A 21841-nucleotide genomic window follows, 5' to 3' on the forward strand; every position below is an offset into this window, starting at 1 on the left:
GGAGATGTGTATAAGAGACAGCCGGAGCGGGGTCAGGAACCGAACAATCATGGCGTCACCTCGTTTGCTGGTCTATGCCTGTTAGACGTGGTGGACGCCGTCCCGGTTCAGCCTTCGGCGGCCAGCTGTCCGCCTTCGGCGGCCAGCTGTCCGCAGGCGGCACTGATCTCGCGCCCGCGGGTGTCCCGCACCGTGCACGAGACGCCCTGCGCCCGCACCCGCCGCACGAACTCCCGCTCCACCGGCTTGGGGCTGGCGTCCCACGCACTGCCCGGAGTCGGGTTGAGCGGAATCAGGTTCACGTGCACCAGCGGGCCGAGCGCCCGGTGCAGCCGTTTGCCCAGCGCATCGGCCCGCCACGGCTGGTCGTTGACGTCGCGGATCAACGCGTACTCCACCGAAACCCGGCGGCCCGTGACGTCGGCGTAGTAGCGGGCGGCGTCGAGCGCCTCGGCGATCTTCCACCGGTTGTTGACCGGCACGAGGGTGTCGCGCAGTTCGTCGTCGGGCGCGTGCAACGACAGCGCCAGCGTCACCCCGAGCCGTTCGTCGGCGAGTTTGCGGATTGCCGGCGCCAGGCCGACCGTCGAGACGGTGACCGAGCGGGCCGAGATGCCGAAGCCGTGCGGCGGCGGTTCGGTGATGCCCCGCACCGCGGCCAGCACCCGGGCGTAGTTGGCCAGCGGCTCCCCCATGCCCATGAACACGACGTTGGACAGCCGATCGCCGAAGTCGTCGCGCAGGGCGACCGCCGCGGACCGGACCTGCTCCAGGATCTCCGCGGTGGACAGGTTGCGGGTCAGGCCGCCCTGCCCGGTCGCGCAGAACGGGCAGGCCATGCCGCAGCCGGCCTGTGACGAGATGCACACGGTGTTGCGCTGCGGGTAGCGCATCAGCACCGACTCGAACGTCGTCCCATCGGTGCCGCGCCACAACGTCTTTCGGGTTTGTCCGGCGTCGCACGTCACCTCGGCGGCCGACGTCAGCAGGTGCGGGAACATCGCCTCGGCGATCCGGTCCCGCACGGCCGCCGGCAGGTCGGTCATCTCGCGCGGATCGGCGATCAGCCGGCCGTAGTACTGCTGCGCGAGCTGCTTGGCGCGGAAGGCGGGCAGGCCCAGCTCCGCGACGGCGGACGCGCGGCCGGCCGCGTCGAGGTCGGCCAGGTGCCGCGGCGGCCTGCTGGGGCGGGGTTCGGTGAAGACCAGTTGTTGGACCATGACCCGTCCAGTATCGGCCACCTCAGGGGCTGGCCGGAAAACCTAGGAAAGCAGCGTCAGGATGATCCACGCGGCGACCGCCGACGGGAGCACGCCGTCGAGCCGGTCCATCAGGCCGCCGTGGCCGGGCAGCAGCCGGCCCATGTCCTTGATGCCCAGGTCGCGCTTGATCTGCGACTCGACCAGATCGCCCAGCGTGCAGGTGAGGACCAGCACGACACCCAGCAGCGCGCCGATCCAGGGCGGTTTGCCCGCCAGGAGAGTCGCGGTCAGGATCGCCGCGGTGATGCCGAAGAAGAGCGAACCGGCGAACCCCTCCCAGGATTTCTTCGGGCTGATCGCCGGAACCATCGGGTGCTTGCCGAGCAGCACGCCCACCGCGTAGCCGCCCACGTCGGAGGCGACGACGGTGACCATCAGGCAGAAGACCCGGCCCGCGCCGTCCTGCGGGTAGACCAGCAGGACGCCGAACGAGGCGAACAGCGGCACCCAGGCGGCCAGGAACACGGTCGCGGAGGCGTCGCGCAGGTAGTTGGCCGACGGCGACCCGGCGAACGGCTCGGGCCGTTTGCGGTTGTCCTGCATGAACAGCCGCCAGACGTTGCAGACCACCACGGTGGCGCCGAAGCCGCCCAGGGCGCCGGCGGCGTGGTAGGGCCACGTCAGCCAGACGGTGGCCTGACCGCCGATCAGCAGCGGGATCAGCGGGATCACGTAGCCGGCCTCGCGCAGCCGCCGCACCACCTCGTGGGTCGCGACCGGAATGGCGATCGCGACGATGGCCACCCAGAAGCGCGGCGCGAACACCAGCGTCACGATGAGGACGCCGCCGATGCCCGTGCCCACGGCGATGGCGGCGCGCAGGTCGCGTCCCGCCCGGGACGTCTTCTTGGCCGGCGGCGACGTGGTTTCCTCAGCCTCACGCGCCGGCTCGTCGGGCGGGCTGGCTGCGCCGGTGGTTGCCACGGACCTGGGTGAACTCAGCTACTGGGGGCCGCTAGACCTCCAGCAGCTCGCCTTCTTTGTGCTTGACCAGGTCTTCGATCTGGGTGACGTACTGGTGCGTGGTCTTGTCGAGGTCTTTCTCCGCCCGACCGACCTCGTCCTCGCCCGCCTCGCCGTCCTTGCGGATGCGGTGCAGCTCCTCCATCGCCTTGCGGCGGATGTTGCGCACCGAAACCTTGGCGTCCTCGCCCTTGCCCTTGGCCTGCTTGACCAGCTCGCGGCGGCGTTCCTCGGTGAGCTGCGGCACGGCCACCCGGATCAGGGTGCCGTCGTTGGTGGGGTTGACGCCCAGATCGGAGTTGCGGATCGCCGTTTCGATGGCGCCCAGCTGGCTGGCCTCGTAGGGCTTGATGACGACGAGCCGCGCCTCGGGCACATTGATGCTGGCCAGCTGCGTGATGGGGGTGGTGGCGCCGTAGTAGTCGATGGCGATCCGGGAGAACATGCCCGGGTTGGCGCGGCCGGTCCGAATGGTTGACAAGTCGTCACGGGCCACCGCTACGGCCTTCTCCATTTTCTCTTCAGCGTCGAAGAGAGCCTCGTCAATCATTTGCGCCGCTCCTCCTCATCACTGCGTTCTGCATCGTCGCCAGCGCGCATTTCTTCGCTCTTCCCCTCAGGTGGTGACCAGTGTCCCGATTTTCTCACCGGCGACCGCGCGGGCGATATTGCCATTGGTCAGCAGGTTGAACACCAGGATCGGCATGCCATTGTCCATGCACAGACTGAACGCCGTGGCATCGGCCACTCGCAGCCCCCGGTCGATCACCTCGCGGTGACTGATCGCGGCGATCAGCTCGGCCTGCGGATTCACCCGCGGGTCCGCCGAGAACACCCCGTCCACCGCCTTGGCCATCAAGACCACCTCCGCGCCGATCTCAAGCGCCCGCTGCGCGGCCGTGGTGTCGGTGGAGAAGTACGGCAGCCCCATGCCGGCCCCGAAGATCACCACCCTGCCCTTCTCCAGGTGGCGAACCGCCCGCAGCGGTAGGTAGGGCTCGGCGACCTGCCCCATGGTGATCGCGGTCTGCACGCGCGTGACGATGCCTTCCTTTTCCAGAAAGTCCTGCAGCGCCAGGCTGTTCATCACGGTGCCGAGCATGCCCATGTAGTCCGAACGGGTGCGTTCCATGCCGCGCTGCTGCAGCTGCGCGCCCCGGAAGAAGTTGCCGCCACCGATGACGACCGCGACCTGAACACCGTCGCGGACCACCTCGGCGATCTGGCGGGCCACCCGTGCCACGACGTCGGGATCCAGCCCGACCTGGCCGCCGCCGAACATTTCGCCGCCCAGCTTCAGCAGGACCCTGGAGTACTTGGGCCGCGTGCGCGACTGCCCGGCAACTGATCCATTCTCCGGCGCCGTGGGCTCCCTGGACTCCGTCATCAGGCTCCTCGCATGAGAGTGCCATCCCGGCGTGAGCTCATCCGGAACGGCATTTCACATCCTGCCTCATCGCAGCACAACGCGGTGCCGGTGGGGTGCGTTATGCGCAGAGTTGGCGATGCTGGCGGCTTTTCGCGGCTATCGGCCCAGCTGACACCGGCGGCGGACGCCCGTCGGACCACGGATGTTTGAGCGACGGCCGACTGGGGGAATCCGCACCATCGCGGCGGGAATCTTCGGTCTTGAGAAACAAGGGCCGGCCTCGCCGTAGGACCGGACCGGCCGCGTGGCGGCCGGCGGATCGCTCAAAGTACGCCTACTAGGAGGAACTGATCCATGGCGGACAACAACTCGGGACCTGCTGAAGCCGTCAAGGGCGTCGTCGAGGACGTCAAGGGCAAGGCGAAGGAGGCCGTTGGCGCGGTGGCGGGTCGTGACGACCTCACCCGCGAGGGCCAGGCCCAGCAGGACAAGGCGGAGGCACAGCGCGACGCGGCGAAGAAGGAAGCCGAGGCCGAGGCGGCGCGAGGCGGCGCCGAGGCGGCTGAGCAGCGCCAGAAGGCCAATCAGTAGCTTGCTGGGAGGATGGGCTCGGTCTGTGCACACGGACCGGGCCCATCGACCTTTTTGGGGGGCTTGCATAGTTTCCCGACGAGCGGGTATTCAGCGCTGCGCTGGCAGAACCACAAGTTTCGGAGATGTCGTTTGGACGTGCTGTTGCTGACCGACGCGGACGACTTCGATCGCGTTCTGCCGCACCTGAATTCGTTCGCGCGGACCATGCGGCGCGCACCGCTCACCGATGACGGACACGGCCCGGCCAATTGCGGGGACGTGGCGATAGTCGACGCTCGTGGCGACGCCGCGGCGGCCCAGACCGCGTGCCGTCGCCTGACGACGGACGCACCCGCCACCGCGGTGGTGGCCCTGGTGGCACCGGCCGGCGAGGTGGCCGTCGGCGGGGACTGGACCGTCGACGATGTCGTGCCACCCGGCGCCGACGCGGACGAGCTGCAGGAGCGGCTGGGACGCGCGATCGCCCACCGGCGCAGCGCCGTGGACGGCAGCCTGAGATACGGGCCCTTGCTGTTGCACCCGACGAGTTTCACCGGGTCGCTTCAGGGCAAGGACCTGGGTCTGACGCTGACCGAGTTCAAGCTGCTGAGTTTCCTGGTGCAGCACGCCGGCCGGCCGTTCACCCGCACCCGCCTGATGCACGAGGCGTGGGGCTATGACTGCAACGGCCGGGTCCGTTCCGTCGACGTCCACGTCCGGCGCCTGCGCGCCAAGCTCGGTGCCGAGCATCAGTCGATGATCGGCACCGTCCGGGGCGTCGGTTACCAGGCGGCGACTCCCCCGCATCCGGAATGGATCGTCAGCGAGGCGGCGACGACGCCCACGGGGGCGACGACTCAGCCCGCGCCCGACCCGGGGTTGACGCCGGCGAGTTGATCTTCTTGTGGCAGTACACCTTTCAGCCGAACAGTGGGAAGGCGCGCTTGCGTGCGAGCGCGTCCATTCCATCCTGAATGGCGTCCTGGACCTCGTTGTACTTGCGGTCGATGTAGGACTCGTCATCCGCGCGCGCCGGATCGTGGTCGAGCTCCACGGGAGGCATGAACCGGGTCCTGATCTTGGCCGGTAGCGGCAGCTGCGGCAGCGCCGCCGGGGCGATCCCCCACGGCAGGGAAACCGCCAAGGGGAACACCTTGAGGCGAAGCAGGCGGTCCAGCTGTAGGGCTTTCGACAGCTTGTCGCCGCGGATCAGCACCGGCATGGCGTCGCCGCCGCCGACCGTGGCGATCGGCACGATCGGCACGCCGGCCCGAATGGCCATCTTCACGAAGCCTTTTCGGCCCGCCAGGTTGGCCTGGTCACGCTCGGTCCACGGGCGCAGCGAATCCACCTCCCCGCCGGGCCACAGCGCCACGTCCCGCCCTTCGGCCAAGGCGGTGGCGATCGCGTCGGGGGCGGCCGGCAGCACCCCCATCGAGCGGAAATACCGGCCGATCACCGGGATCGCCATCAACGCGTCGTGAGCGGTGCCGTGCAGCGGGCGTTCCTGCCCGAACCGCCGCCACCATTGCAGGCCGACGGTCCAGGCATCCCATACGAAGGGAGCGCCGGAGTGGATCCCGATCAGCAGCGCCGGCGGTTCCGGGATGTTCTCCCAGCCGTCGATTTCCATGCGAAACCAATAGTCCACCAGCACATTCCACAGATACTTCTGCCGCTGCAGGGTCTTCTCGTCCTGCCCGCTGAGGTCCCACCTGCCCGCGCGCTCGGCGACCCAGCCGCTGACCCCACCCCGCTGATCGCTGCGCTTCTCCTCCATGGTCGAACGCGCTCGCTCCGCGTTCCGTTGCGCCTGCTTGCGAACGTCGGCCGGCCTGTGATCGGGGTTACTCATAGCTGCCGGGTACCCGATTCGCGCCCACACGATGCAACACCCGGGCCCTTAAAAGCGGACCTCCCCGCGTCGCACGCGACGCGGGGAGCTTTTCCGCAAGCCGGATTAGGTGTGTGTCGGGCTGGGCGGAGCACCGGGCGCGGGGCTCGGGCTAGGGCTCGGGGCCCCCGGCGCAGCGGCGCTCGGCACGTTCGACGTCCACATCAGGATGTCCTGCAGTCCGTCGTTGTAGACGACGCCGTTCGGGGGCGCGCCGGTCACGTCGAAGTACAGCGTCCCGGTGGACTCGCTGCCCTGCGGGATGGGTGCGGGGTTGAGGCCGTTCGGCGCCCCCACCTTGTCGATCACGCGGTAGTTCTGGCCGTTGGGGCCGCGCGCGATGAAGTCGTTGACCATCGGGGTCACCAGCCCGCCGTCCGACCGGGCGGTGACGTCAGCCTGGTAGAGCGTTCCCTTGGGCGTGTACCCGGGGATGGCGACGTTGCTGGGCTGCAGGTTGCTCACCGTGTAGTTGGTGACCAGCGGCCCGTCGACGAGTTGCTCGCTGGTGCCGAAACCCTGGATGTTGGGCGGTGCGGCGGACGCCGTCGCCGCGGCGAAAACGCTTGCCACCGCGATACCCCCGGCAGCGGCAGCGGTCTTGACGGCCGTCTTGCTGACCTTCATTGCTCATTCCTTTCGTGTCGAACAATCGCCCCCCGTAAGGGCAATACGCACTAGGCGCCACATATCCATTAGCCGTCCGCTCTAAACATGTGCGTTCGCGTAAATTCGCAATTTCCGGGCCGTTAGCTGCCGGAACGCGGTTGTTTTGTTGGACAGCATCTTTCGCATCAGTTATTCACATCCGTATCGCTATTCACGTCGCAGCATCGACGCGCCGCCGGCCACCGCGGCCCCCGGGACGAGCGATTAGCCCCAGCCCAGGCGGGTAGTCGGAGCCAGGCGAAGGCGACGAGGACGAAAGGGGCCGTCATGGAACGCGGCAGCTCGAAGCACAGTCCGCGCGAGGACGAGGAACTCAAGCACGAATTGGAGGGCACGCTGCGCGGTAACAGGTCGAGCCGCGCCGAAGAATGGCGTGACCCCGAACCGCCGGCCGACGACGATCCCGACGTTCCCACCGCGGGCCCAAGCCAACGGTAAACCGCGCGCGTTTGCCGGCAATATTTCTCGATCACGAATAAGGGGAAACCGATGGGCTTTGCACCTCAGCAACAAACCGCCCCGGGAGTGCAGGCGAAGATGACGCCGGTTCCCGATTGCGGCGAAAACACTTATCAGGGCTCGGGAAAACTCACGGGCAAGCGGGCGATCATCACCGGCGGGGACAGCGGCATCGGTCGCGCGGTCGCGATCGCGTTCGCGCGCGAGGGCGCCGACGTGCTGATCTCCTATCTCTACGAGGACGACGACGCCCGCGACGTCGCCCGCTACGTGGAGGATGCGGGGCGCAAGTGCGTGCTGGTGCGCGGGGACCTGTCGGATGCGGCGCACTGCCGCGCCGTGGTCGATCGCGCCGTGCAGGAACTCGGCGGCATCGACATCCTGGTCAACAACGCCGCCTACCAGATGATGCACAAGAGCCTCGACGAAATCACCGATGAGGAATGGGATTACACGTTCCGGCTCAACGTCGGCGCTTACTTCTACCTCGCCAAGGCGGCCGTGCCGCACATGGGCGCAGGGTCGTCGATCATCGGCAGTTCGTCGGTCAACTCGGATACGCCCAACCCCACGCTTGCGCCGTACGCGGCGACCAAGGCCGCGATCGCGAACTTCTCGGCCAGCCTCGCTCAGCTGTTGGGCGAAAAGGGAATTCGGGTTAACAGCGTGGCCCCCGGTCCGATATGGACGCCCCTGATCCCCTCGACCATGCCGCCGGACAGCGTCGAATCGTTCGGTGACAACACCCCGCTGGGGCGTGCCGGCCAACCCGCCGAGCTCGCACCCGTCTATGTGCTGCTGGCCTGCGACGACGCCAGCTACATCTCCGGCGCGCGGGTGGCCGTGACCGGAGGGCGGCCAATTCTCTAGCGCGGCAGGCTATTAGGAGCCGCGGTTCTCGCCGAGTTCTTCGACGATGGGGCTCTGGACTCCGATGTCCTTCGCGCTCTCGGCCAGGCCCGGCTTGGTGTGGGTGCGACGCGCCGCGGCCCTGCCCTGGGTGTCGCGATCGTCGGCGATGGTGACCGACGCGGCCACCTGGGCGGCGTTGTTGTAGGTCTCGGGCGGAATGCCCCGCAGCGTGCGGATCGTGTCGTCGTCGCAGCCGTTGCGGCCGGCGGCGTCAAGCAGGTCCTGCTTGTCCGCCGGGAAGTCCACATCGTTGAGGCACTGGCGCAACTGACTTCGGGTGGTGGACGCAACCATGGCTGTCGGGATGCCCGGTGGCCCTTGGTCTAAACGAGTCGCAGGACACGTTTCTCAGCGGCCGCGCACCCTGCGGTTGTGCTTCTTGATCGCGTCGACCAGCTCCGCCTTGCTCATCGTCGACCGGCCCCTGATCTCGAGCCGCCGGGCCAGGTCGAGCAGATGCTTCTTGCTGGCGTTCGCGTCCACGCCCTCGGCGGTCTCGCCCGAGGCGCGTGGGCCACCGCTCTTGGCGCGCTCGTCGGACGGGCCCTTCTTCGCCTTGGGCTCCCAATGGTCGCCGACCTTTTCGAAGCTGTGCTTGAGGGCCGAATAGGCCACCCGGTGGGCGCGCTCTTCGCTGCCGTATTCGTCGGCGGCCGCGTCATGCGTCTTGGCGAACGTACGTTGCGCTTTGGCGTTGGAACGCCGCAAAGTGCTCGGCAATTCGTCTTTCTTCGGCTTGCCGCCTTTCGTCGTCTTGGGCATAAGAACTTGGGTTACCCGTCTGCCGGGCCGGCAATCAGGACTTTGTGCGCCGAAGGTCCCAGTGATCGCGCGAAGTATGTCAATATGGTTGACATGGTTCAGGCCGAAGACGCCCCGCTCGGTTACCTGCTGTACCGGGTGGCGAGTTTGCTGCGACCCGAGGTTTCCGCCGTGTTGGGCCCGCTCGGGCTGACCCTGCCCGAATTCGTCTGCATGCGAATGCTTTCCATAGCTCCGGGCATGTCCAGCGCCGAATTGTCCCGGCAGGCGAGCGTCACGCCGCAGGCGATGAACACGGTGTTGCGCAAGCTGGAAGACATTGGCGCCGTGGAGCGTCCGACATCGGTGTCCAGCGGTCGCGCGCTGCCCGCCACGCTGACCGGCCAGGGCCGCGCGTTGCTGAAGCGGGCGGAGGGCGCGGTGCGCACCGCCGACGCCCGCATCCTGGCCAAGCTGACCGAACCTCAGCAGCGCGAATTCAAGCGGATGCTCGACAAGCTCGGCTCCGACGGCTGATCACGCCGCCTGGATGCGCGCCCAGGGCCGTGCCTGCTCGAGTTCGTAGGCCAGCTCGAGCAGCAGCGCCTCCTGGCCGAGGTCGGCGGAGAGCATCATGCCCACCGGCATGCCGTCTTCTGACTGCTCCAGCGGAACCGAGAGCGCCGGTTCGCCGGTGACGTTCTGCAGCGGCGTGAACGCGACCCAGTCGGTCAGCCGGTCCATCACCTGGCGGTAGTCGGTGGGGGCGAGATACCCGATCCTCGGCGTCTCTTCGGCGAGCGTCGGGGTCAGCACCGCATCGTAGGTGCCGAACAGCCGCGCGGTGCGCCGGCGAATCCGGCGCAGCCGCATGATCGCCGGCGGGAGCCGGTGCAGGTTTCGGGCGGTGTGCCGCTCCAGGCCGAGCGTGAGGCTGTCCAACCGGGTGCGGTCGAAGGTCTTGCCGAACAGGTGCCGCCCGCTGCGCACCTGGGCCAGCGCCAAAAATCCCCAGTACAGGACGAAATCGTCGACGAAGCTGGCCGGCACCGGGGGCTCGTCCAGGTGCTCGACGCGGTGGCCCAACTCCTCGAGCAGCCCGGCCGATTTCAGCGTCAGCTCCCGCACCTGAGGGCTGCATTCGCGCTGGACCGAGCGGGTCACCACCGCGATCCGCAACCGCTGCCTGCCCGGGCCGGTGACGTCGCCGATCGGCGCCAGTTTCGGGTTGCGCCAAATGCGTTCGGCCTCCCGGTAGAACGCCGCGGTGTCGCGCACCGAACGGGTCAGGACACCGTTGGCGACGATGCCCACCGGCATCCGGCGCAGGTGCGGGTCCAGCGGCAGCCGCCCGCGCGACGGCTTCAGGCCCACGAGGCCGTTGCAGGCCGCGGGAATGCGGATCGATCCGCCCCCGTCGTTGGCGTGGGCGATCGGCACCACGCCCGCGGCGACGAAGGCCCCCGAGCCCGATGACGACGCGCCGGCGCTGTAATCGGTGTTCCACGGGTTGCGGACCGGCCCCAGGCGGGGGTGCTCGGCCGACGCGCTGAAACCGAATTCCGACAGCTGCGTCTTGCCGACGGGCGCCAGCCCGGTGGCCAGGAACAGGCGGGTGAACTCGCCGTCGGAGGTGGCGTTCCACGGCGTCCACGCGTCGGTGCCGTGCATCGTCGGCTGGCCGGCGATGTCGACGTTGTCCTTGAGGAACGTCGGCACGCCGTCAAAGAAACCTTGCGCCGGCGCCGCCGTTCGGGCCTGCTGAAAGGCGGCGTAGGCCAGGCCGTTGAGCAACGGGTCGACGGCCTCGGTGCGGGCGATGGCGGCCTCGACCACCTCCGCCCTGCTGACCCAGCCGGCTTGTATCGCGTGGGCGAGGCCGACCGCGTCCAGATCACCGAGGGCGTCGTCGCCGAACGCGTGCACATGTCGCATGGATCGACGCTAACCCGCCTAGGCGCGGGGCTTAGGCCTGGCCCACCTCGAAGCGCACGAACCGCGTGACGCTCACCCCGGCCTCGTCGAGCAGCGCCTTGACCGTCTTCTTGCTGTCGGACACCGACGGCTGCTCCAGCAGCACCGCGTCCTTGAAGAAACCGTTCAGCCGGCCCTCGATGATCTTGGGCAGCGCCTGCTCGGGCTTGCCCTCGGCCTTGGCCGTCTCCTCGGCGATGCGGCGCTCGCTGGCCACCACGTCCTCGGGAACGTCCGCACGCGACAGGTAGCGCGCCTTGAGCGCGGCGATCTGCAGCGCGACGGAATGCGCGGCCTCCGCGTCGGAACCGGTGTATTCCACCAGCACACCGACGGCCGGCGGCAGGTCGGCCGCACGCTTGTGCAGGTAGGCCTCGACGGTGCCGTCGAAGAACGCGACGCGGCGCAGCTCGAGCTTCTCGCCGATCTTCGCCGACAGGTCGGCGATGGCCTGCTCGACCGTCTTGCCACCGGTCGTGGCGGCCTTGAGCGCGTCGACGTCGGTGGCCTTGGAGTCGGCGGCCGCGGCGACGATGTCGTCGGCGAGCTTCTGGAACTCGGCGTTCTTGGCGACGAAGTCGGTCTCGGAGTTCAGCTCGATGAGCGCGCCGCCCTTGGTCGCGACCAGACCCTCGGCCGTGGCGCGCTCGGCGCGCTTGCCGACGTCCTTGGCGCCCTTGATGCGCAACGCCTCGACGGCCTTGTCGAAGTCGCCGTCACTCTCGGCCAGCGCGTTCTTGCAGTCGAGCATGCCGGCGCCGGTGAGCTCCCGAAGCTTCTTGACGTCGGCGGCGGTGAAGTTGGCCAATGGTCAACCTTCCTATGAAGGGTCTGTTGTCGATTCGGGTGCGCCCGCGTCGGTGGGGGCGCTGGCGGCAGCGGAGGCCAGCAGTTCCTGCTCCCATTCGGGCAGCGGCTCGGCGGCCAGCGAATCCGAAGCCTCGGGCTTGCCGTCGCCGCGGCCGACCCCGGCGCGGGCCTGCAACCCCTCGGCGACCGCGGAGGCGATCACCTTGGTCAGCAGCGCGGCCGAGCGGATCGCGTCGTCGTTGCCCGGGATCGGGTAGTCGACCTCGTCGGGGTCGCAGTTGGTGTCCAGGATCGCGATGACCGGGATACCAAGCTTGCGGGCCTCGCCGACGGCGATGTGCTCCTTGTTGGTGTCGACGACCCAGATGGCCGAGGGCACCTTGGCCATGTCGCGGATACCGCCCAGGCTGCGCTCCAGCTTGTTCTTCTCCCGGGTCAGCATCAGGATTTCCTTCTTGGTGCGACCCTCGAAGCCGCCGGTCTGCTCCATCGCCTCGAGCTCTTTGAGGCGCTGCAACCGCTTGTGCACGGTCGAGAAGTTGGTGAGCATGCCGCCCAGCCAGCGCTGGTTCACGTACGGCATGCCGACGCGGGTCGCCTCGGCGGCGACCGATTCCTGCGCCTGCTTCTTGGTGCCGACGAACAGCACCGACCCCCCGTGGGCGACGGTCTCCTTGACGAACTCGTACGCCTTGTCGATGAAGGTCAGCGTCTGCTGCAGGTCGATGATGTAGATGCCGTTGCGGTCGGTGAAGATGAACCGCTTCATCTTGGGGTTCCAGCGCCGGGTCTGGTGCCCGAAGTGGGTGCCGCTGTCCAGCAGCTGTTTCATGGTCACGACGGCCATGGTGATGCCATTCCTTTGTTTCGGTTGTCGCCCGGCGTCGGGTGAAGCCGGGCCCTGGCGCCTGCTGCGATGCCGAACCCCGTCAGGGGACCGCTCGGCATGCGGTGCGAACTCCTAGTGATACGGGAGACGCGGTGCAGACGCGCGAAGTCAGCCCGCGAACGAGCTGCGACCAGCAGTTTACACCGACTCAGCAGGTGGTTTTGCACAGCACCGGGCGGGCTGAGTGGTGCGGGGGACCGCCCGGCGATGAACTGAGCCGATGCGACGGGTTTTCTGGCCGCTGCTGGGTCTGGCGGTGCTCAGCGCGGCGCCGGCAATTGCGGACGGTCCTCGGCTGGATTGGCCGCTGCGGCCCGCCCCGCCCGTCGCCCGCGGATTCGACGCCCCGGCACCGGACTGGAAGCCCGGGCACCGCGGGGTCGACCTGCCCGGCGCGCCTGGTCAGCGCGTGTACGCCGCGGGCGATGCCACCGTGGTGTTCGCCGGGCAGCTGGCCGGCCGGCCGGTGGTGTCGCTGGCGCACCCGGGCGGGTTGCGGACCAGCTACGAGCCGGTCCGGGCGGCGGTGTCGGTGGGTCAGTCGGTGACCGCGGCGACCGTGATCGGCACGCTGGACGCCGGGCACGCGGGCTGCCCGGCCGCGGCCTGCCTGCACTGGGGCGCGATGTGGGGTCCGGCGTCCGGCGCCCACTACGTCGATCCGGTGGGCCTGGTGAAGTCGACGCCGATCCGGCTCAAGCCGTTGCGGGGCTGAGGTCGCCGCCCGCGCTCAGGCACGCGGGTGCGCCTGATCGTGCACCGCCCGCAGCCGGGAGACGGCGACATGGGTGTAGAGCTGCGTGGTCGCCAGGCTGGAATGGCCTAGCAACTCCTGGACCACCCGCAGGTCGGCCCCGCCTTCGAGCAGGTGCGTCGCCGCGCTGTGCCGCAGGCCGTGCGGCCCCATGTCGGGTGCGCCGTCCACCGCCGCGACGGTCTGGTGAACGACGGTGCGGGCCTGGCGCACGTCGAGCCGCCGGCCCCGCGCGCCCAGCAGCAGGGCCCGCCCCGAGGTGGCCGTCGCCAGGGCGGGCCGGCCCTCGTCCAGCCAGGCGCGCAGCGCCTCGGCGGCCGGCGTCCCGAACGGCACCGTGCGCTGCTTGTTGCCCTTGCCGAGCACCCGGATCAGCCGGTGGTGGGCGTCCACGTCGTCGATGTCCAGGCCGCACAGCTCGCTGACCCGGATCCCGGTGGCGTACAACATCTCGACGATCAGCCGGTCCCGCAACGCCATCGGATCCCCTTGTTGGGCACCAGATTTCGCGGCGGCCATCGCATCGAGCGCCTGGTCTTGGCGCAGCACCGCCGGCAGGGTGCGGTGCGCCTTCGGCACCTGCAGCCGGGCCGCGGGATCGCCCGTCAGCAGGCCGCGCCGCACCGCCCACGCGGTGAAGGCCTTGACCGCCGAGGTGCGACGGGCCAGCGTCGTGCGGGCCGCGCCGGCCGTGGCCGCGGCCGACAACCACGACCGCAACAGAAGCAGGCTCAGCCCGTCGAGCCCGGCGCCGCGGTCCTCGAGGAAAGCGAACAGCGAGCGCAGGTCGCCGAGGTAGGCCCGGCGCGTGTGCGCCGACCGGCCGCATTGCAGCTCCAGGTACTGGTCGAACTCCTCGAGGACGGCCTCCACAGCTGAAACGTTGGCAGGCGCCGCCGGTTTCGCTCAGTCGACGCGCCGCAGCGTGTCCGGGGTGAGATCTTTCAGCTCGGGATACCCGTCGACGGCCATGATCAGGTCGGCTTCGGCCAGCATCATCCGCAGCACGTGCACGATGCCGTCGACCCCGCCGAGCGCCAGCCCGTACGCGTAGGGCCGGCCGATGCCCACCGCGGTCGCGCCCAGCGCGAGCGCCTTGATGATGTCGGCTCCGCTGCGCACGCCGGAGTCGAACAACACCGGAAGGCCGTCGGCCGCCTCGACCACGCCCGGCAGGCAGTCGAGCGCGGGCAGGCCGCCGTTGGCCTGCCGGCCGCCGTGGTTGGAGCAGTAAATGCCGTCGACGCCGCCGTCCCTGGCGCGCTGGGCGTCGTCGGGGTGGCAGATGCCTTTGACGAGCAGCGGCAGATCGGTGAGCGAACGCAGCCAGGGCAGGTCATTCCACGTGAGCGCGTTGCCGAAGAGCTGCACCCAGCGCAGCACGGCGCCCTGCGGGTCCTCCTCGGGCGGGCGTGACAGGCTCGCGCGGAAGACCGGGTCGCTGGTGTAGTTGGCCAGGCAGTGCCCGCGCAGCTGGGGAAAGTTGGAGGTGCTCAGGTCGCGGGGGCGCCAGCCCGTCACCCAGGTGTCGAGGGTGACGACGATGCCCTTGAATCCGGCCGCTTCGGCGCGCTGCACCAGGCTGGCGGCCATCTCGCGGTCGTTGGGCGTGTACAGCTGGAAGAAACCCGGGGTGTCGCCCAGGGCGGCGGCGACGTCTTCCATCGGGTCGACGGTCAGCGTGGAGGCGACCATCGGGACGCCGGTGGCCGCGGCCGCCCGCGCGGTGGCCAGGTCGCCGTGGCCGTCTTGGGCGCAGATGCCGATGACGCCGATGGGCGCCATGAACACCGGTGCCGGCAGCGTCAGGCCGAACAGCTCGACGGACAGGTCGCGTTCGGCGGCGCCGACGAACATGCGCGGGATCAGCCCCCACCGGTCGAAGGCCTCGCAATTGGCCCGCTGGGTGCGCTCGTTGCCGGCGCCGCCCGCCACGTAGGACCACACCGACGGCGGCAGCGCCGTTGCGGCCTTGGCCTCCAGCTCCGCGAAGGCCATCGGGAACTGGGGCACCACTCCGCCCAGCCCGCGCAGGTAGATCTCGTTCTGGTAGTCCCCGAAATGCGCCATGGAAGTAGAGGATGCCAGCCCGCGGTCGGGCCGACGAACCCGCTACGAGGTCCCGGCCTCCGCCTCGGCCAGTTCCTTCTTCCATTGCCGGAAGGTCTCTTCGGTGCGCCCGCGGCGCCAGTAACCGGAGATGGACGACGCCCACCTCGCGTCCACGCCACGCTCCTTGCGGATGTAGGGCCGCAGGTTGTGCATCACGCTTTGCGCCTCGCCGTGGATGAAGACGTGCACCTGCCCGGGCAGCCACGGCGTGGTGGTGACGGCCTCGATCAGCGGGGCGTGGTCACCGGCGCGGTCCTCGGGGACCAGGTCGGCTCGCCCGCCGCGATACACCCAGTGCACCTCGACGCCCTCCGGCGCGGTCAACCCGATCTCGTCTTCCTGGCCCGCCACCTCGATGAACGCCTTGCCAACCGCGTTGGCGGGCAACGCTTCCAAAGCCGCGGCAATGGCGGGCAGCGCCGATTCGTCACCGGCGAGCAGGTGCCAATCGGCGGCCGGGTCGGGAGTGTAGGCCCCGCCGGGGCCCATCAGGAAGATCCGCTGGCCGGGCTCGGCCGACGCGGCCCATTGGCCGGCGATGCCGTGCTCGCCGTGCACGACGATGTTCAGGGTGATCTCGCGGGCCGCCGGGTCGACGTGGCGGACCGTCATGGTCCGCACCGACGGCCGCTTCTCGGGGGGCAGGCCGGCGAAGCTGTCCAGGGTCAACGGCTGGGGCAAGGCCTCGACGTCGACGTCGTCGGCGACGAACGCCAACTTGACGTAGGAGTCGGTGAACTTGCTGGGCACGAAGGCGTCGAAGTCCTTGCTGCCCAGCACGACCGCGACCATGTGCGGTGTGAGCTCCTTGGTATCGACAACCTCGAAGCGTTGCAGAGGTCGACCCGCCACTTGTCCTCCTGTTCCCTGCGACCCCCGTCGACTATACGAGTCGCGCCGTCACCGCAGCTTGGCCGCCGGTGGCCCGGACAAGTCGCCACCTGCCCTCCTGGCGGCGCACCAACCCCGCCAGCTCGAGAATCGCCAGCGGCCCGAGCACCCGCTCGGGCGCCAGCCCCGAGGCGACCGCGAGCTGCTCGATGGTGGCGGCGCCGCGGCCCGGCAGCGCCTCGTAGACCCGGCGCTCGGCGTCGCCGAGCCCGTCGAGCGCCGTCGCCGGGCGCGGTTCCTCGGCCGCCAGCTCGCCAATGCGGCCGATGAGCTCGACGATGTGGTCGGCCCGGGTGACCAGTTCGGCGCCGTCACGCAGCAGCGCGTGGCATCCGGCCGACGCCGATGAGGTCACGGGCCCGGGCACGGCGGCCACCACCCTGCCCAGCGCGCGCGCCCAGGCGGCGGTGTTGGCCGCGCCGCTGCGCAGGCCCGCTTCCACCACCACCGCGGCCCCGGCCACGGCGGCCACCAGGCGATTGCGGGTCAGGAATCGGTGCCGCGCCGGCCGCACACCGGGCGGGTACTCGGTGAAGACCAGCCCGTGTTGGCCGATGCGATGCAGCAGGGCCGAGTGGCCACTGGGATACGGAATGTCGAGCCCGCCGGCGAGAACGGCCACGGTGATTCCGTCGGCGGCCAGCGCCGCCCGGTGCGCGGCGCCGTCGATGCCGTAGGCGCCGCCGGAGACGACGGCCACGTCGCGTTGCACCAGCCCGACCGCCAGGTCGTCGGCCACCCGCTCGCCGTAAGCCGTCGCGGCCCGGGTTCCCACCACCGCGGCCGCGCGGTGCGCGGCCTCGTCGAGCCGGACCGGGCCTTGCGCCCACAACACCAGCGGCGCCCCACCGCGGCCGCGCGCCGGGCCGCTGGCGAACGCGGCGAACGCGAGCACCGGCCACTCGTCGTCGCCGGGCGTGATCAACCGCCCCCCGCGCCCGGCAATCAGGTCCAGATCGGCTGCTGCGCAGTCGATTTCGCGTCTGGCCTCGGTGTGCCGCGCCAGGTCGTCGTCCAGGTGCCCGCGGCGGACGCGGTCGGCCGCCTCCACCGGGCCCACGCGTCGCACCAGGGTGGCGAGCTCGGCGCAGGGCGGCTCCGCCACCCGGGACAGGTACGCCCAGGCGCGCAGCGCAGGGTCGTCGACCGCGGTCAGCATCGCCATGCTCCAGGTCCCAAGAATCCACCAAGAATCCGTTGAGCCCCATACGCGAATGTGTTGTCGTGGCCCCCCATTCGCCATCGCGCAGCCGGCGACGAAAGGAGCGAACAATGATCATCTGCCCGCCGACGCGGCTCGCCGCGCCCGCCCGGCCGGTGAACCCGTGGGCGATCACCGCGTTCGCCCTGAGCCTGATCAGCTGGTGCGGCCTGCCGATCCCGATCCTGAGCGGCGTCCTCGCGTGCGTCGCGCTGCGCGACATGGAACGGCGCGGCGAGGCCGGCCGCGCGATGGCGCAGTTCGCGCGGGCCTTCGCCATCCTGGTGACCGTCGCGATCGCGGTCCGGGGCGGCCACAACGACTGGCTGACGAAGGCGTACTGGTGACCGGCGGCCGGCGCTCATCGGTGGGCTCCCGGCTGCCGAAAGCTGAGCGCGGCCGCGACCTCCTCGGGCCCGGGCGCCACCCCGCCCGCCAGGTCGGTCAAAGTCCACGCGACCCGCAGGGTGCGGTCCAGGCCCCGGATGCTGAGCAGGCCACGATCCAGCGCCTGTTGCAGCGGGGTCATCGCGGCGGTGCCGGGACGGAACTTGCGGCGCAGCAGCGCCCCGCTGACCTCCGCGTTGGTGCGAGACCCGTGCGGTAGCCACCGCGCGGCCGCGGCCGCGCGGGCCTGCGCCACCCGATGGCGGACCTGCGCCGTCGACTCGGCTTGGCCACCCGAGAACGCGCCCGCGCGCACCCCGTGCATTTCCACCCGCAGGTCCACCCGGTCCATCAGGGGCCCGGACAGCTTGCCCAGGTAGCGGCGCTTGACCGCCGCCGCACACATGCAGTCCTGCGGGTCGGCGGGCGCGCACGGGCACAGATTGGCGGCCATCACCAGCTGGAACCGGGCCGGATAACACGCCACCCCGTCGCGCCGGGCGAGGCGAACCTCCCCGTCCTCCAACGGGGTTCGCAACGCTTCCAGCACGTGGACGCTGATCTCGGCGCACTCGTCGAGGAAGAGCACCCCGCGGTGCGCTCGGCTGACCGCGCCCGGGCGCGCCATGCCCGAACCGCCGCCGACGAGCGCGGCCACGCTGGAGGTGTGATGCGGCGCCACGAAAGGCGGCGTGGTGATCAACGGCGTGTCCCCCGACAGCAGCCCGGCCACCGAATGGATGGCGGTGACCTCCAGCGACTCGCTCTCCGACAGGGGCGGCAGCAGGCCCGGAAGCCGTTGCGCGAGCATGGTTTTGCCGATGCCCGGCGGCCCGGTGAGCATGAGGTGGTGCGACCCGGCCGCGGCCACTTCCACCGCGAACCGCGCCTGGGTCTGACCGACCACGTCGGCCAGATCCGCCGAGGGCTCCGGCTCAGTGGCCCTCGTGGTGATCCTGTCGTCCAAGGCGGCGGACCCGCCGAGCCACCGCTGCAGTTGCCGCAGCGTGCGCACCCCCCAGACGTCGATGCCGTCGACCAGGCTGGCCTCGGCCAGGTTCTCCGCGGGGACGACGACGGCCGGCCAGCCGTCGCGCTTGGCCGCCAGCACCGCGGGCAGCACGCCGCGCACCGGGCGCACCCGACCGTCCAGCGACAGCTCGCCCAGCAGCACCGTCTTCTCCAGGCGGTCCCACGGGGTTTTCCGTTGCGCCGACAGGACGGCGGCGGCCAGGGCGATGTCGTAGACCGACCCCATCTTGGGCAGCGTCGCCGGGGACAGCGCGAGCGTGAGCCGCGACATGGGCCAGTCGTTGCCGCAGTTGCTCACCGCCGCCCGCACCCGGTCGCGGGACTCCTGCAGCGCCGCGTCGGGCAGACCCACCAGATGCACGCCCGGCAGCCCGTTGCTGATGTCGGCTTCGATCTCCACGATCTGCCCGTCCACCCCGCGCACGGCGACCGAGAACGCGTGACCCAGCGCCATCAGCCGATCCCCTGCAGGTGCGTGATCTCGGGGGTGCGCCGCCGCCCGACCCGCACCCGGATCACGTCGATGCGCAGCGCCGCCCAGCGCGTGTCCTGGCCGGCCAGCCACAGCGCGGCCAAGCGGCGCAGCCGGCGAACCTTGCGCTCGGTGACCGCGCACGCCAGCCCGCCATAGCCGTCACCGGTGCGGGTCTTCACCTCGACGAACACCGCCGTACGGGCGGTCTCGTCACACGCGATGATGTCGAGTTCGCCGTAGCGGCAGCGCCAATTGCGGTGCAGGATGCGCAGTCCCATCCGGGTCAGGTGGTCGACGGCGAGCGCCTCGCCCATCGCCCCCAGCTGCGCCCGGGTCATGGGTGTTTCGGTGGTCATGCGGCCACGGTGCGCGATTGGTCCGACAAGGCGGGCCTTGGCGACTCGCGCCACGACCGGTCATCCCCAGTGCCGCGTCCATGCACAACGCGGCCGAAGGCGATCAGCCGATGCGATCCGCCCTGGTGTAGACGTTCATCGAGTCCTCCCGCAGGAACGCCACCAGCGTGATCCCCGACTCCTCGGCCAGCGAGACCGCCAGGGACGACGGCGCGGACACGGCGGCCAGCACCGGAATCCCGGCCAGCATCGCTTTCTGCGTCAACTCGAAGGAGGCCCGCCCACTGACCAGCAACACCGAACCCGCCAGCGGCACCCGCCGATGTTCCAGCGCCCAGCCGATGACCTTGTCGACCGCGTTGTGCCTGCCGACGTCCTCGCGGACCGCCCACATCGTGCCGTCGACGCCGAACAGCGCCGCGGCGTGCAGCCCGCCGGTGCTGTCGAAAACCTTTTGGGCCGAACGCAATTGGGCGGGCATCGCCGCCAGCGTGCTCGCCGCGACGGTCGCGGCGTCGGCCCCCGGCGCGAAGCGGCCGATCAGCCGGACCGCGTCGAGTGACGCCTTGCCGCAGACCCCGCAGGACGAGGTGGTGTAGAAGTTGCGCGTCACGTCGAGCGCCGGCGGCGCCACCCCGTCGGCCAGCGTCACGTCGAGCACGTTATAGGTGTTCGTGCCGTCGACGGCACCTCCGCAATAACGGATGGTCTGCACGTCGTCGCGGCCCCCGATCACCCCCTCGGTGAGCAGAAAGCCTTGCGCCAGTTCGAAATCCGCACCAGGGGTGCGCATGGTGACGGTGACCGCCGCGCCGTTGACCCGAATCTCCAGCGGCTCCTCGACGACGAGGGTCTCCGGCCGGGTGGTCGCCTTCCCGGCGGTGAGATGCTTCACCCGCCGGCGCGCGGTTACGTGCCGCACTAGCCGATTTCACCGTCGCCCGGCAGCCGGAGCCTCACGCAGCCAACGTACCGCGGTTGTCGGGCCGTCACACCGCCGACGCCAGCGCGGTCAGGGTCTCGGCCGAGGAGTGCACCGGCCGCCAGCCGAGCTGGGTGCGCGCTTTGGTGGTGTCCATGACCATCGACGTGCGCGCTGTGTGCAGCCACTCCAGCATGGACGGGACGAGCGGCACCCGGGACAGCGCGGCGGAAGCGGCCGCGGCCGCAACCGCCGGGACCCGCACCGGGCGGCCCCCCAAAGCGCGCACCACGTCGGCCACCGTCACGACGCCGTCCCCGGCGATGTTGTAGGCCCCGGGCGGCGCCGGCGCGGTGGCCGCCAGCGCGATCGCGCTCGCGACGTCGTCGTGGTGCACCAGCTGCAACGGGAAACCCGGATCCGGGACGACCGGCTTGAGAATGGGCAGCGCCTTGACCAGGGCGCGCACCGGGCCGGGCAGCTGGTTCCACGGCATCGCGTCGGCCAGCACGGTGGCGTTGGGCCCGGCCACGATGCAGGGCCGCAACACGAACACCTCGAGCGGCGAGTCCTTGGTGATCTCACCGAGCGCCGCCTCACAGGCCGCCTTCTGCGCCGAGTAGTAGTGCTCCGCGGACCCTCGCGCCGGGACGTCCTCGGTCAGGGGGCTGGGGTTGTCGCCGTGGTAGCCGTACGCGGCCACCGACGACGTGTACACCAGGCGCCGCGTCCGCTCACTGGCGACCGTCGCCTCGAACACGTTGCGGGTGCCCTCGAGGTTGATGCGGGCGCTCTCCTCCCGCGATCCCATGATGATGAAGGCCAGATGGATCACCACGTCGGCCTGTGCCACCAGGGCGTCGACGGCCTCACGGTCCAGGATGTCGCCCCGCTGGTAGGTGGTTTTCAGCCAGCCCCGCGACGCCGGGTCGAACGGACGGCGCGCCATCCCGATGATGGCGTCGACGGACGGCTCTCGCTCCAGCGCCGTCACCGCTGAGATGCCGATCTCTCCGGTGGGCCCGGTCACCGCGACGGTAATTCCCATCCCAAGGCTTTTTCCAGCCCGGGCCCCGACGAAACCACCGGTGGGCAACGTCACCGGGCGGCGGGCACGAACTGGTGACGTTTCCCGCGTCCGCGAGCGGATAGCCAAGACACGTGGAATTCGTCGCAATCGCGCCGAACAGCGTGTG

25 protein-coding genes and 1 pseudogene are annotated in these 21841 nt (G+C 70.1%); 7 read left to right on the forward strand and 19 right to left on the reverse strand.

What is annotated here, in order from left to right; translation table 11 throughout:
- Window positions 1-107: 107 nt before the first annotated feature.
- The 4 genes from rlmN to pyrH form a co-directional block, all read right to left on the reverse strand.
- Window positions 108-1220, reverse strand: coding sequence for a 23S rRNA (adenine(2503)-C(2))-methyltransferase RlmN (gene rlmN / locus WU80_RS12900; RefSeq protein WP_055403223.1), 1113 nt, complete (start codon window positions 1218-1220; stop codon window positions 108-110).
- Between the two features lie 42 nt (window positions 1221-1262).
- A complete protein-coding gene (locus WU80_RS12905) occupies window positions 1263-2186 on the reverse strand; it encodes a phosphatidate cytidylyltransferase (RefSeq protein WP_082459849.1) in 924 nt (307 codons plus the stop codon).
- 31 nt (window positions 2187-2217) lie between these two features.
- Window positions 2218-2775, reverse strand: a complete 558-nt coding sequence (gene frr, locus WU80_RS12910; RefSeq protein ID WP_055403225.1) for a ribosome recycling factor — start codon at window positions 2773-2775, stop codon at window positions 2218-2220.
- 66 nt (window positions 2776-2841) lie between these two features.
- A complete protein-coding gene (gene pyrH / locus WU80_RS12915) occupies window positions 2842-3612 on the reverse strand; it encodes a UMP kinase (protein ID WP_055403226.1) in 771 nt (256 codons plus the stop codon).
- A 336-nt stretch (window positions 3613-3948) separates the two neighbouring features.
- Between pyrH and WU80_RS12920 the strand changes: the two genes are divergently transcribed.
- Window positions 3949-4185: a CsbD family protein gene (locus WU80_RS12920; RefSeq protein ID WP_055403227.1), complete on the forward strand. Its 237-nt coding sequence runs from the start codon at window positions 3949-3951 to the stop codon at window positions 4183-4185.
- Between the two features lie 132 nt (window positions 4186-4317).
- Window positions 4318-5064, forward strand: a complete 747-nt coding sequence (locus WU80_RS12925; protein WP_055403228.1) for a response regulator transcription factor — start codon at window positions 4318-4320, stop codon at window positions 5062-5064.
- Between the two features lie 22 nt (window positions 5065-5086).
- On the opposite strand, the gene WU80_RS12930 is transcribed toward WU80_RS12925, so the two are convergent.
- Window positions 5087-6022 carry a lysophospholipid acyltransferase family protein gene (locus WU80_RS12930; RefSeq protein ID WP_055403229.1) on the reverse strand — a complete coding sequence of 312 codons (936 nt, stop codon included), beginning with the start codon at window positions 6020-6022 and terminating at the stop codon, window positions 5087-5089.
- A 105-nt stretch (window positions 6023-6127) separates the two neighbouring features.
- Complete coding sequence (locus tag WU80_RS12935) at window positions 6128-6688, reverse strand: MPT63 family protein (RefSeq protein WP_055403230.1); 561 nt, start codon at window positions 6686-6688, stop codon at window positions 6128-6130.
- 309 nt (window positions 6689-6997) lie between these two features.
- Here WU80_RS12935 and WU80_RS26105 point away from each other — a divergent pair, with 309 nt between their 5' ends.
- Both WU80_RS26105 and WU80_RS12940 read left to right on the forward strand, forming a co-directional pair.
- Window positions 6998-7168, forward strand: a complete 171-nt coding sequence (locus tag WU80_RS26105; RefSeq protein ID WP_197281239.1) for a hypothetical protein — start codon at window positions 6998-7000, stop codon at window positions 7166-7168.
- Window positions 7169-7219: 51 nt separating this feature from the next.
- On the forward strand, window positions 7220-8059 hold the full coding sequence (locus WU80_RS12940; protein ID WP_055403231.1) for an SDR family oxidoreductase: 840 nt from the start codon (window positions 7220-7222) through the stop codon (window positions 8057-8059).
- A 12-nt stretch (window positions 8060-8071) separates the two neighbouring features.
- Here WU80_RS12940 and WU80_RS12945 read toward each other — a convergent pair whose 3' ends face one another.
- Both WU80_RS12945 and WU80_RS12950 read right to left on the reverse strand, forming a co-directional pair.
- Window positions 8072-8395, reverse strand: coding sequence for a DUF2795 domain-containing protein (locus WU80_RS12945; protein WP_055403232.1), 324 nt, complete (start codon window positions 8393-8395; stop codon window positions 8072-8074).
- Between the two features lie 54 nt (window positions 8396-8449).
- Window positions 8450-8863, reverse strand: coding sequence for a ChaB family protein (locus tag WU80_RS12950; RefSeq protein ID WP_055403233.1), 414 nt, complete (start codon window positions 8861-8863; stop codon window positions 8450-8452).
- 93 nt (window positions 8864-8956) lie between these two features.
- On the opposite strand from WU80_RS12950, the gene WU80_RS12955 reads away from it, so the two are divergent.
- The gene (locus WU80_RS12955) at window positions 8957-9379 is read left to right on the forward strand and encodes a MarR family winged helix-turn-helix transcriptional regulator (protein WP_055403234.1); all 423 of its coding nucleotides are present in this window, start codon (window positions 8957-8959) and stop codon (window positions 9377-9379) included.
- Here WU80_RS12955 and WU80_RS12960 read toward each other — a convergent pair whose 3' ends face one another.
- The 3 genes from WU80_RS12960 to rpsB are packed head-to-tail and all read right to left on the reverse strand — an operon-like array spanning window position 9380 to window position 12473.
- Complete coding sequence (locus tag WU80_RS12960) at window positions 9380-10777, reverse strand: amidase (protein WP_055403235.1); 1398 nt, start codon at window positions 10775-10777, stop codon at window positions 9380-9382. It lies immediately after the preceding gene.
- A 31-nt stretch (window positions 10778-10808) separates the two neighbouring features.
- Window positions 10809-11624 (reverse strand): translation elongation factor Ts, encoded by an 816-nt coding sequence (tsf, locus tag WU80_RS12965; RefSeq protein ID WP_055403236.1) that lies wholly within the window; start codon window positions 11622-11624, stop codon window positions 10809-10811.
- A 12-nt stretch (window positions 11625-11636) separates the two neighbouring features.
- Window positions 11637-12473 (reverse strand): 30S ribosomal protein S2, encoded by an 837-nt coding sequence (gene rpsB, locus WU80_RS12970; RefSeq protein WP_055403237.1) that lies wholly within the window; start codon window positions 12471-12473, stop codon window positions 11637-11639.
- A 277-nt stretch (window positions 12474-12750) separates the two neighbouring features.
- Here rpsB and WU80_RS12975 point away from each other — a divergent pair.
- A pseudogene (locus WU80_RS12975) lies at window positions 12751-13221 on the forward strand (M23 family metallopeptidase); the annotation flags it as partial.
- Between the two features lie 24 nt (window positions 13222-13245).
- Here the strand turns inward: WU80_RS12975 and WU80_RS12980 are convergent.
- From WU80_RS12980 to dprA, 4 genes are read right to left on the reverse strand one after another with little or no spacing between them, the layout of a single operon-like run.
- Complete coding sequence (locus WU80_RS12980; RefSeq protein WP_055403239.1) at window positions 13246-14142, reverse strand: tyrosine recombinase XerC; 897 nt, start codon at window positions 14140-14142, stop codon at window positions 13246-13248.
- A gap of 33 nt (window positions 14143-14175) precedes the next feature.
- Window positions 14176-15339 (reverse strand): lactate 2-monooxygenase, encoded by a 1164-nt coding sequence (locus WU80_RS12985; protein ID WP_055403240.1) that lies wholly within the window; start codon window positions 15337-15339, stop codon window positions 14176-14178.
- A gap of 42 nt (window positions 15340-15381) precedes the next feature.
- Complete coding sequence (locus WU80_RS12990) at window positions 15382-16233, reverse strand: siderophore-interacting protein (RefSeq protein ID WP_055403241.1); 852 nt, start codon at window positions 16231-16233, stop codon at window positions 15382-15384.
- A 31-nt stretch (window positions 16234-16264) separates the two neighbouring features.
- A complete protein-coding gene (gene dprA / locus WU80_RS12995; RefSeq protein WP_156349542.1) occupies window positions 16265-17431 on the reverse strand; it encodes a DNA-processing protein DprA in 1167 nt (388 codons plus the stop codon).
- Window positions 17432-17544: 113 nt separating this feature from the next.
- Between dprA and WU80_RS13000 the strand changes: the two genes are divergently transcribed.
- Entirely contained in the window at window positions 17545-17820 is a 276-nt protein-coding gene (locus tag WU80_RS13000; protein WP_055403243.1) for a DUF4190 domain-containing protein, read from the forward strand.
- A gap of 14 nt (window positions 17821-17834) precedes the next feature.
- Here WU80_RS13000 and WU80_RS13005 read toward each other — a convergent pair whose 3' ends face one another.
- The 4 genes from WU80_RS13005 to WU80_RS13020 all read right to left on the reverse strand — a co-directional run bounded on the left by WU80_RS13005 (window position 17835) and on the right by WU80_RS13020 (window position 21693).
- Entirely contained in the window at window positions 17835-19346 is a 1512-nt protein-coding gene (locus tag WU80_RS13005; protein ID WP_055403244.1) for a YifB family Mg chelatase-like AAA ATPase, read from the reverse strand.
- Complete coding sequence (locus tag WU80_RS13010; protein ID WP_055403245.1) at window positions 19346-19723, reverse strand: YraN family protein; 378 nt, start codon at window positions 19721-19723, stop codon at window positions 19346-19348. The genes WU80_RS13005 and WU80_RS13010 overlap by 1 nt, the downstream gene beginning before the upstream one ends.
- A 103-nt stretch (window positions 19724-19826) precedes the next feature.
- Window positions 19827-20645, reverse strand: coding sequence for a formate dehydrogenase accessory sulfurtransferase FdhD (fdhD, locus tag WU80_RS13015; protein WP_055403246.1), 819 nt, complete (start codon window positions 20643-20645; stop codon window positions 19827-19829).
- Window positions 20646-20712: 67 nt separating this feature from the next.
- A complete protein-coding gene (locus WU80_RS13020; protein ID WP_055403247.1) occupies window positions 20713-21693 on the reverse strand; it encodes an NAD-dependent epimerase/dehydratase family protein in 981 nt (326 codons plus the stop codon).
- Window positions 21694-21841: the final 148 nt, after the last annotated feature.

The organism is Mycobacterium sp. UM_11 (assembly GCF_001414075.1).
In the GTDB taxonomy this organism is placed as follows: domain Bacteria; phylum Actinomycetota; class Actinomycetes; order Mycobacteriales; family Mycobacteriaceae; genus Mycobacterium.

Bases quoted from the DNA above. Each gene is read 5' to 3' on its own strand.
- WU80_RS12930 (WP_055403229.1), bottom strand. From the start codon at position 6,022: ATGAGTAACCCCGATCACAGGCCGGCCGACGTTCGCAAGCAGGCGCAA.
- dprA (WP_156349542.1), bottom strand. From the start codon at position 17,431: ATGCTGACCGCGGTCGACGACCCTGCGCTGCGCGCCTGGGCGTACCTG.
- WU80_RS12940 (WP_055403231.1), top strand. From the start codon at position 7,220: ATGGGCTTTGCACCTCAGCAACAAACCGCCCCGGGAGTGCAGGCGAAG.
- WU80_RS13020 (WP_055403247.1), bottom strand. From the start codon at position 21,693: ATGGGAATTACCGTCGCGGTGACCGGGCCCACCGGAGAGATCGGCATC.
- WU80_RS13010 (WP_055403245.1), bottom strand. From the start codon at position 19,723: ATGACCACCGAAACACCCATGACCCGGGCGCAGCTGGGGGCGATGGGC.
- WU80_RS12955 (WP_055403234.1), top strand. From the start codon at position 8,957: ATGGTTCAGGCCGAAGACGCCCCGCTCGGTTACCTGCTGTACCGGGTG.
- WU80_RS13005 (WP_055403244.1), bottom strand. From the start codon at position 19,346: ATGGCGCTGGGTCACGCGTTCTCGGTCGCCGTGCGCGGGGTGGACGGG.
- WU80_RS12960 (WP_055403235.1), bottom strand. From the start codon at position 10,777: ATGCGACATGTGCACGCGTTCGGCGACGACGCCCTCGGTGATCTGGAC.
- WU80_RS12920 (WP_055403227.1), top strand. From the start codon at position 3,949: ATGGCGGACAACAACTCGGGACCTGCTGAAGCCGTCAAGGGCGTCGTC.
- pyrH (WP_055403226.1), bottom strand. From the start codon at position 3,612: ATGACGGAGTCCAGGGAGCCCACGGCGCCGGAGAATGGATCAGTTGCC.
- WU80_RS12985 (WP_055403240.1), bottom strand. From the start codon at position 15,339: ATGGCGCATTTCGGGGACTACCAGAACGAGATCTACCTGCGCGGGCTG.
- rpsB (WP_055403237.1), bottom strand. From the start codon at position 12,473: ATGGCCGTCGTGACCATGAAACAGCTGCTGGACAGCGGCACCCACTTC.
- rlmN (WP_055403223.1), bottom strand. From the start codon at position 1,220: ATGGTCCAACAACTGGTCTTCACCGAACCCCGCCCCAGCAGGCCGCCG.
- WU80_RS12950 (WP_055403233.1), bottom strand. From the start codon at position 8,863: ATGCCCAAGACGACGAAAGGCGGCAAGCCGAAGAAAGACGAATTGCCG.
- WU80_RS12945 (WP_055403232.1), bottom strand. From the start codon at position 8,395: ATGGTTGCGTCCACCACCCGAAGTCAGTTGCGCCAGTGCCTCAACGAT.
- WU80_RS12935 (WP_055403230.1), bottom strand. From the start codon at position 6,688: ATGAAGGTCAGCAAGACGGCCGTCAAGACCGCTGCCGCTGCCGGGGGT.
- WU80_RS13000 (WP_055403243.1), top strand. From the start codon at position 17,545: ATGATCATCTGCCCGCCGACGCGGCTCGCCGCGCCCGCCCGGCCGGTG.
- frr (WP_055403225.1), bottom strand. From the start codon at position 2,775: ATGATTGACGAGGCTCTCTTCGACGCTGAAGAGAAAATGGAGAAGGCC.
- WU80_RS26105 (WP_197281239.1), top strand. From the start codon at position 6,998: ATGGAACGCGGCAGCTCGAAGCACAGTCCGCGCGAGGACGAGGAACTC.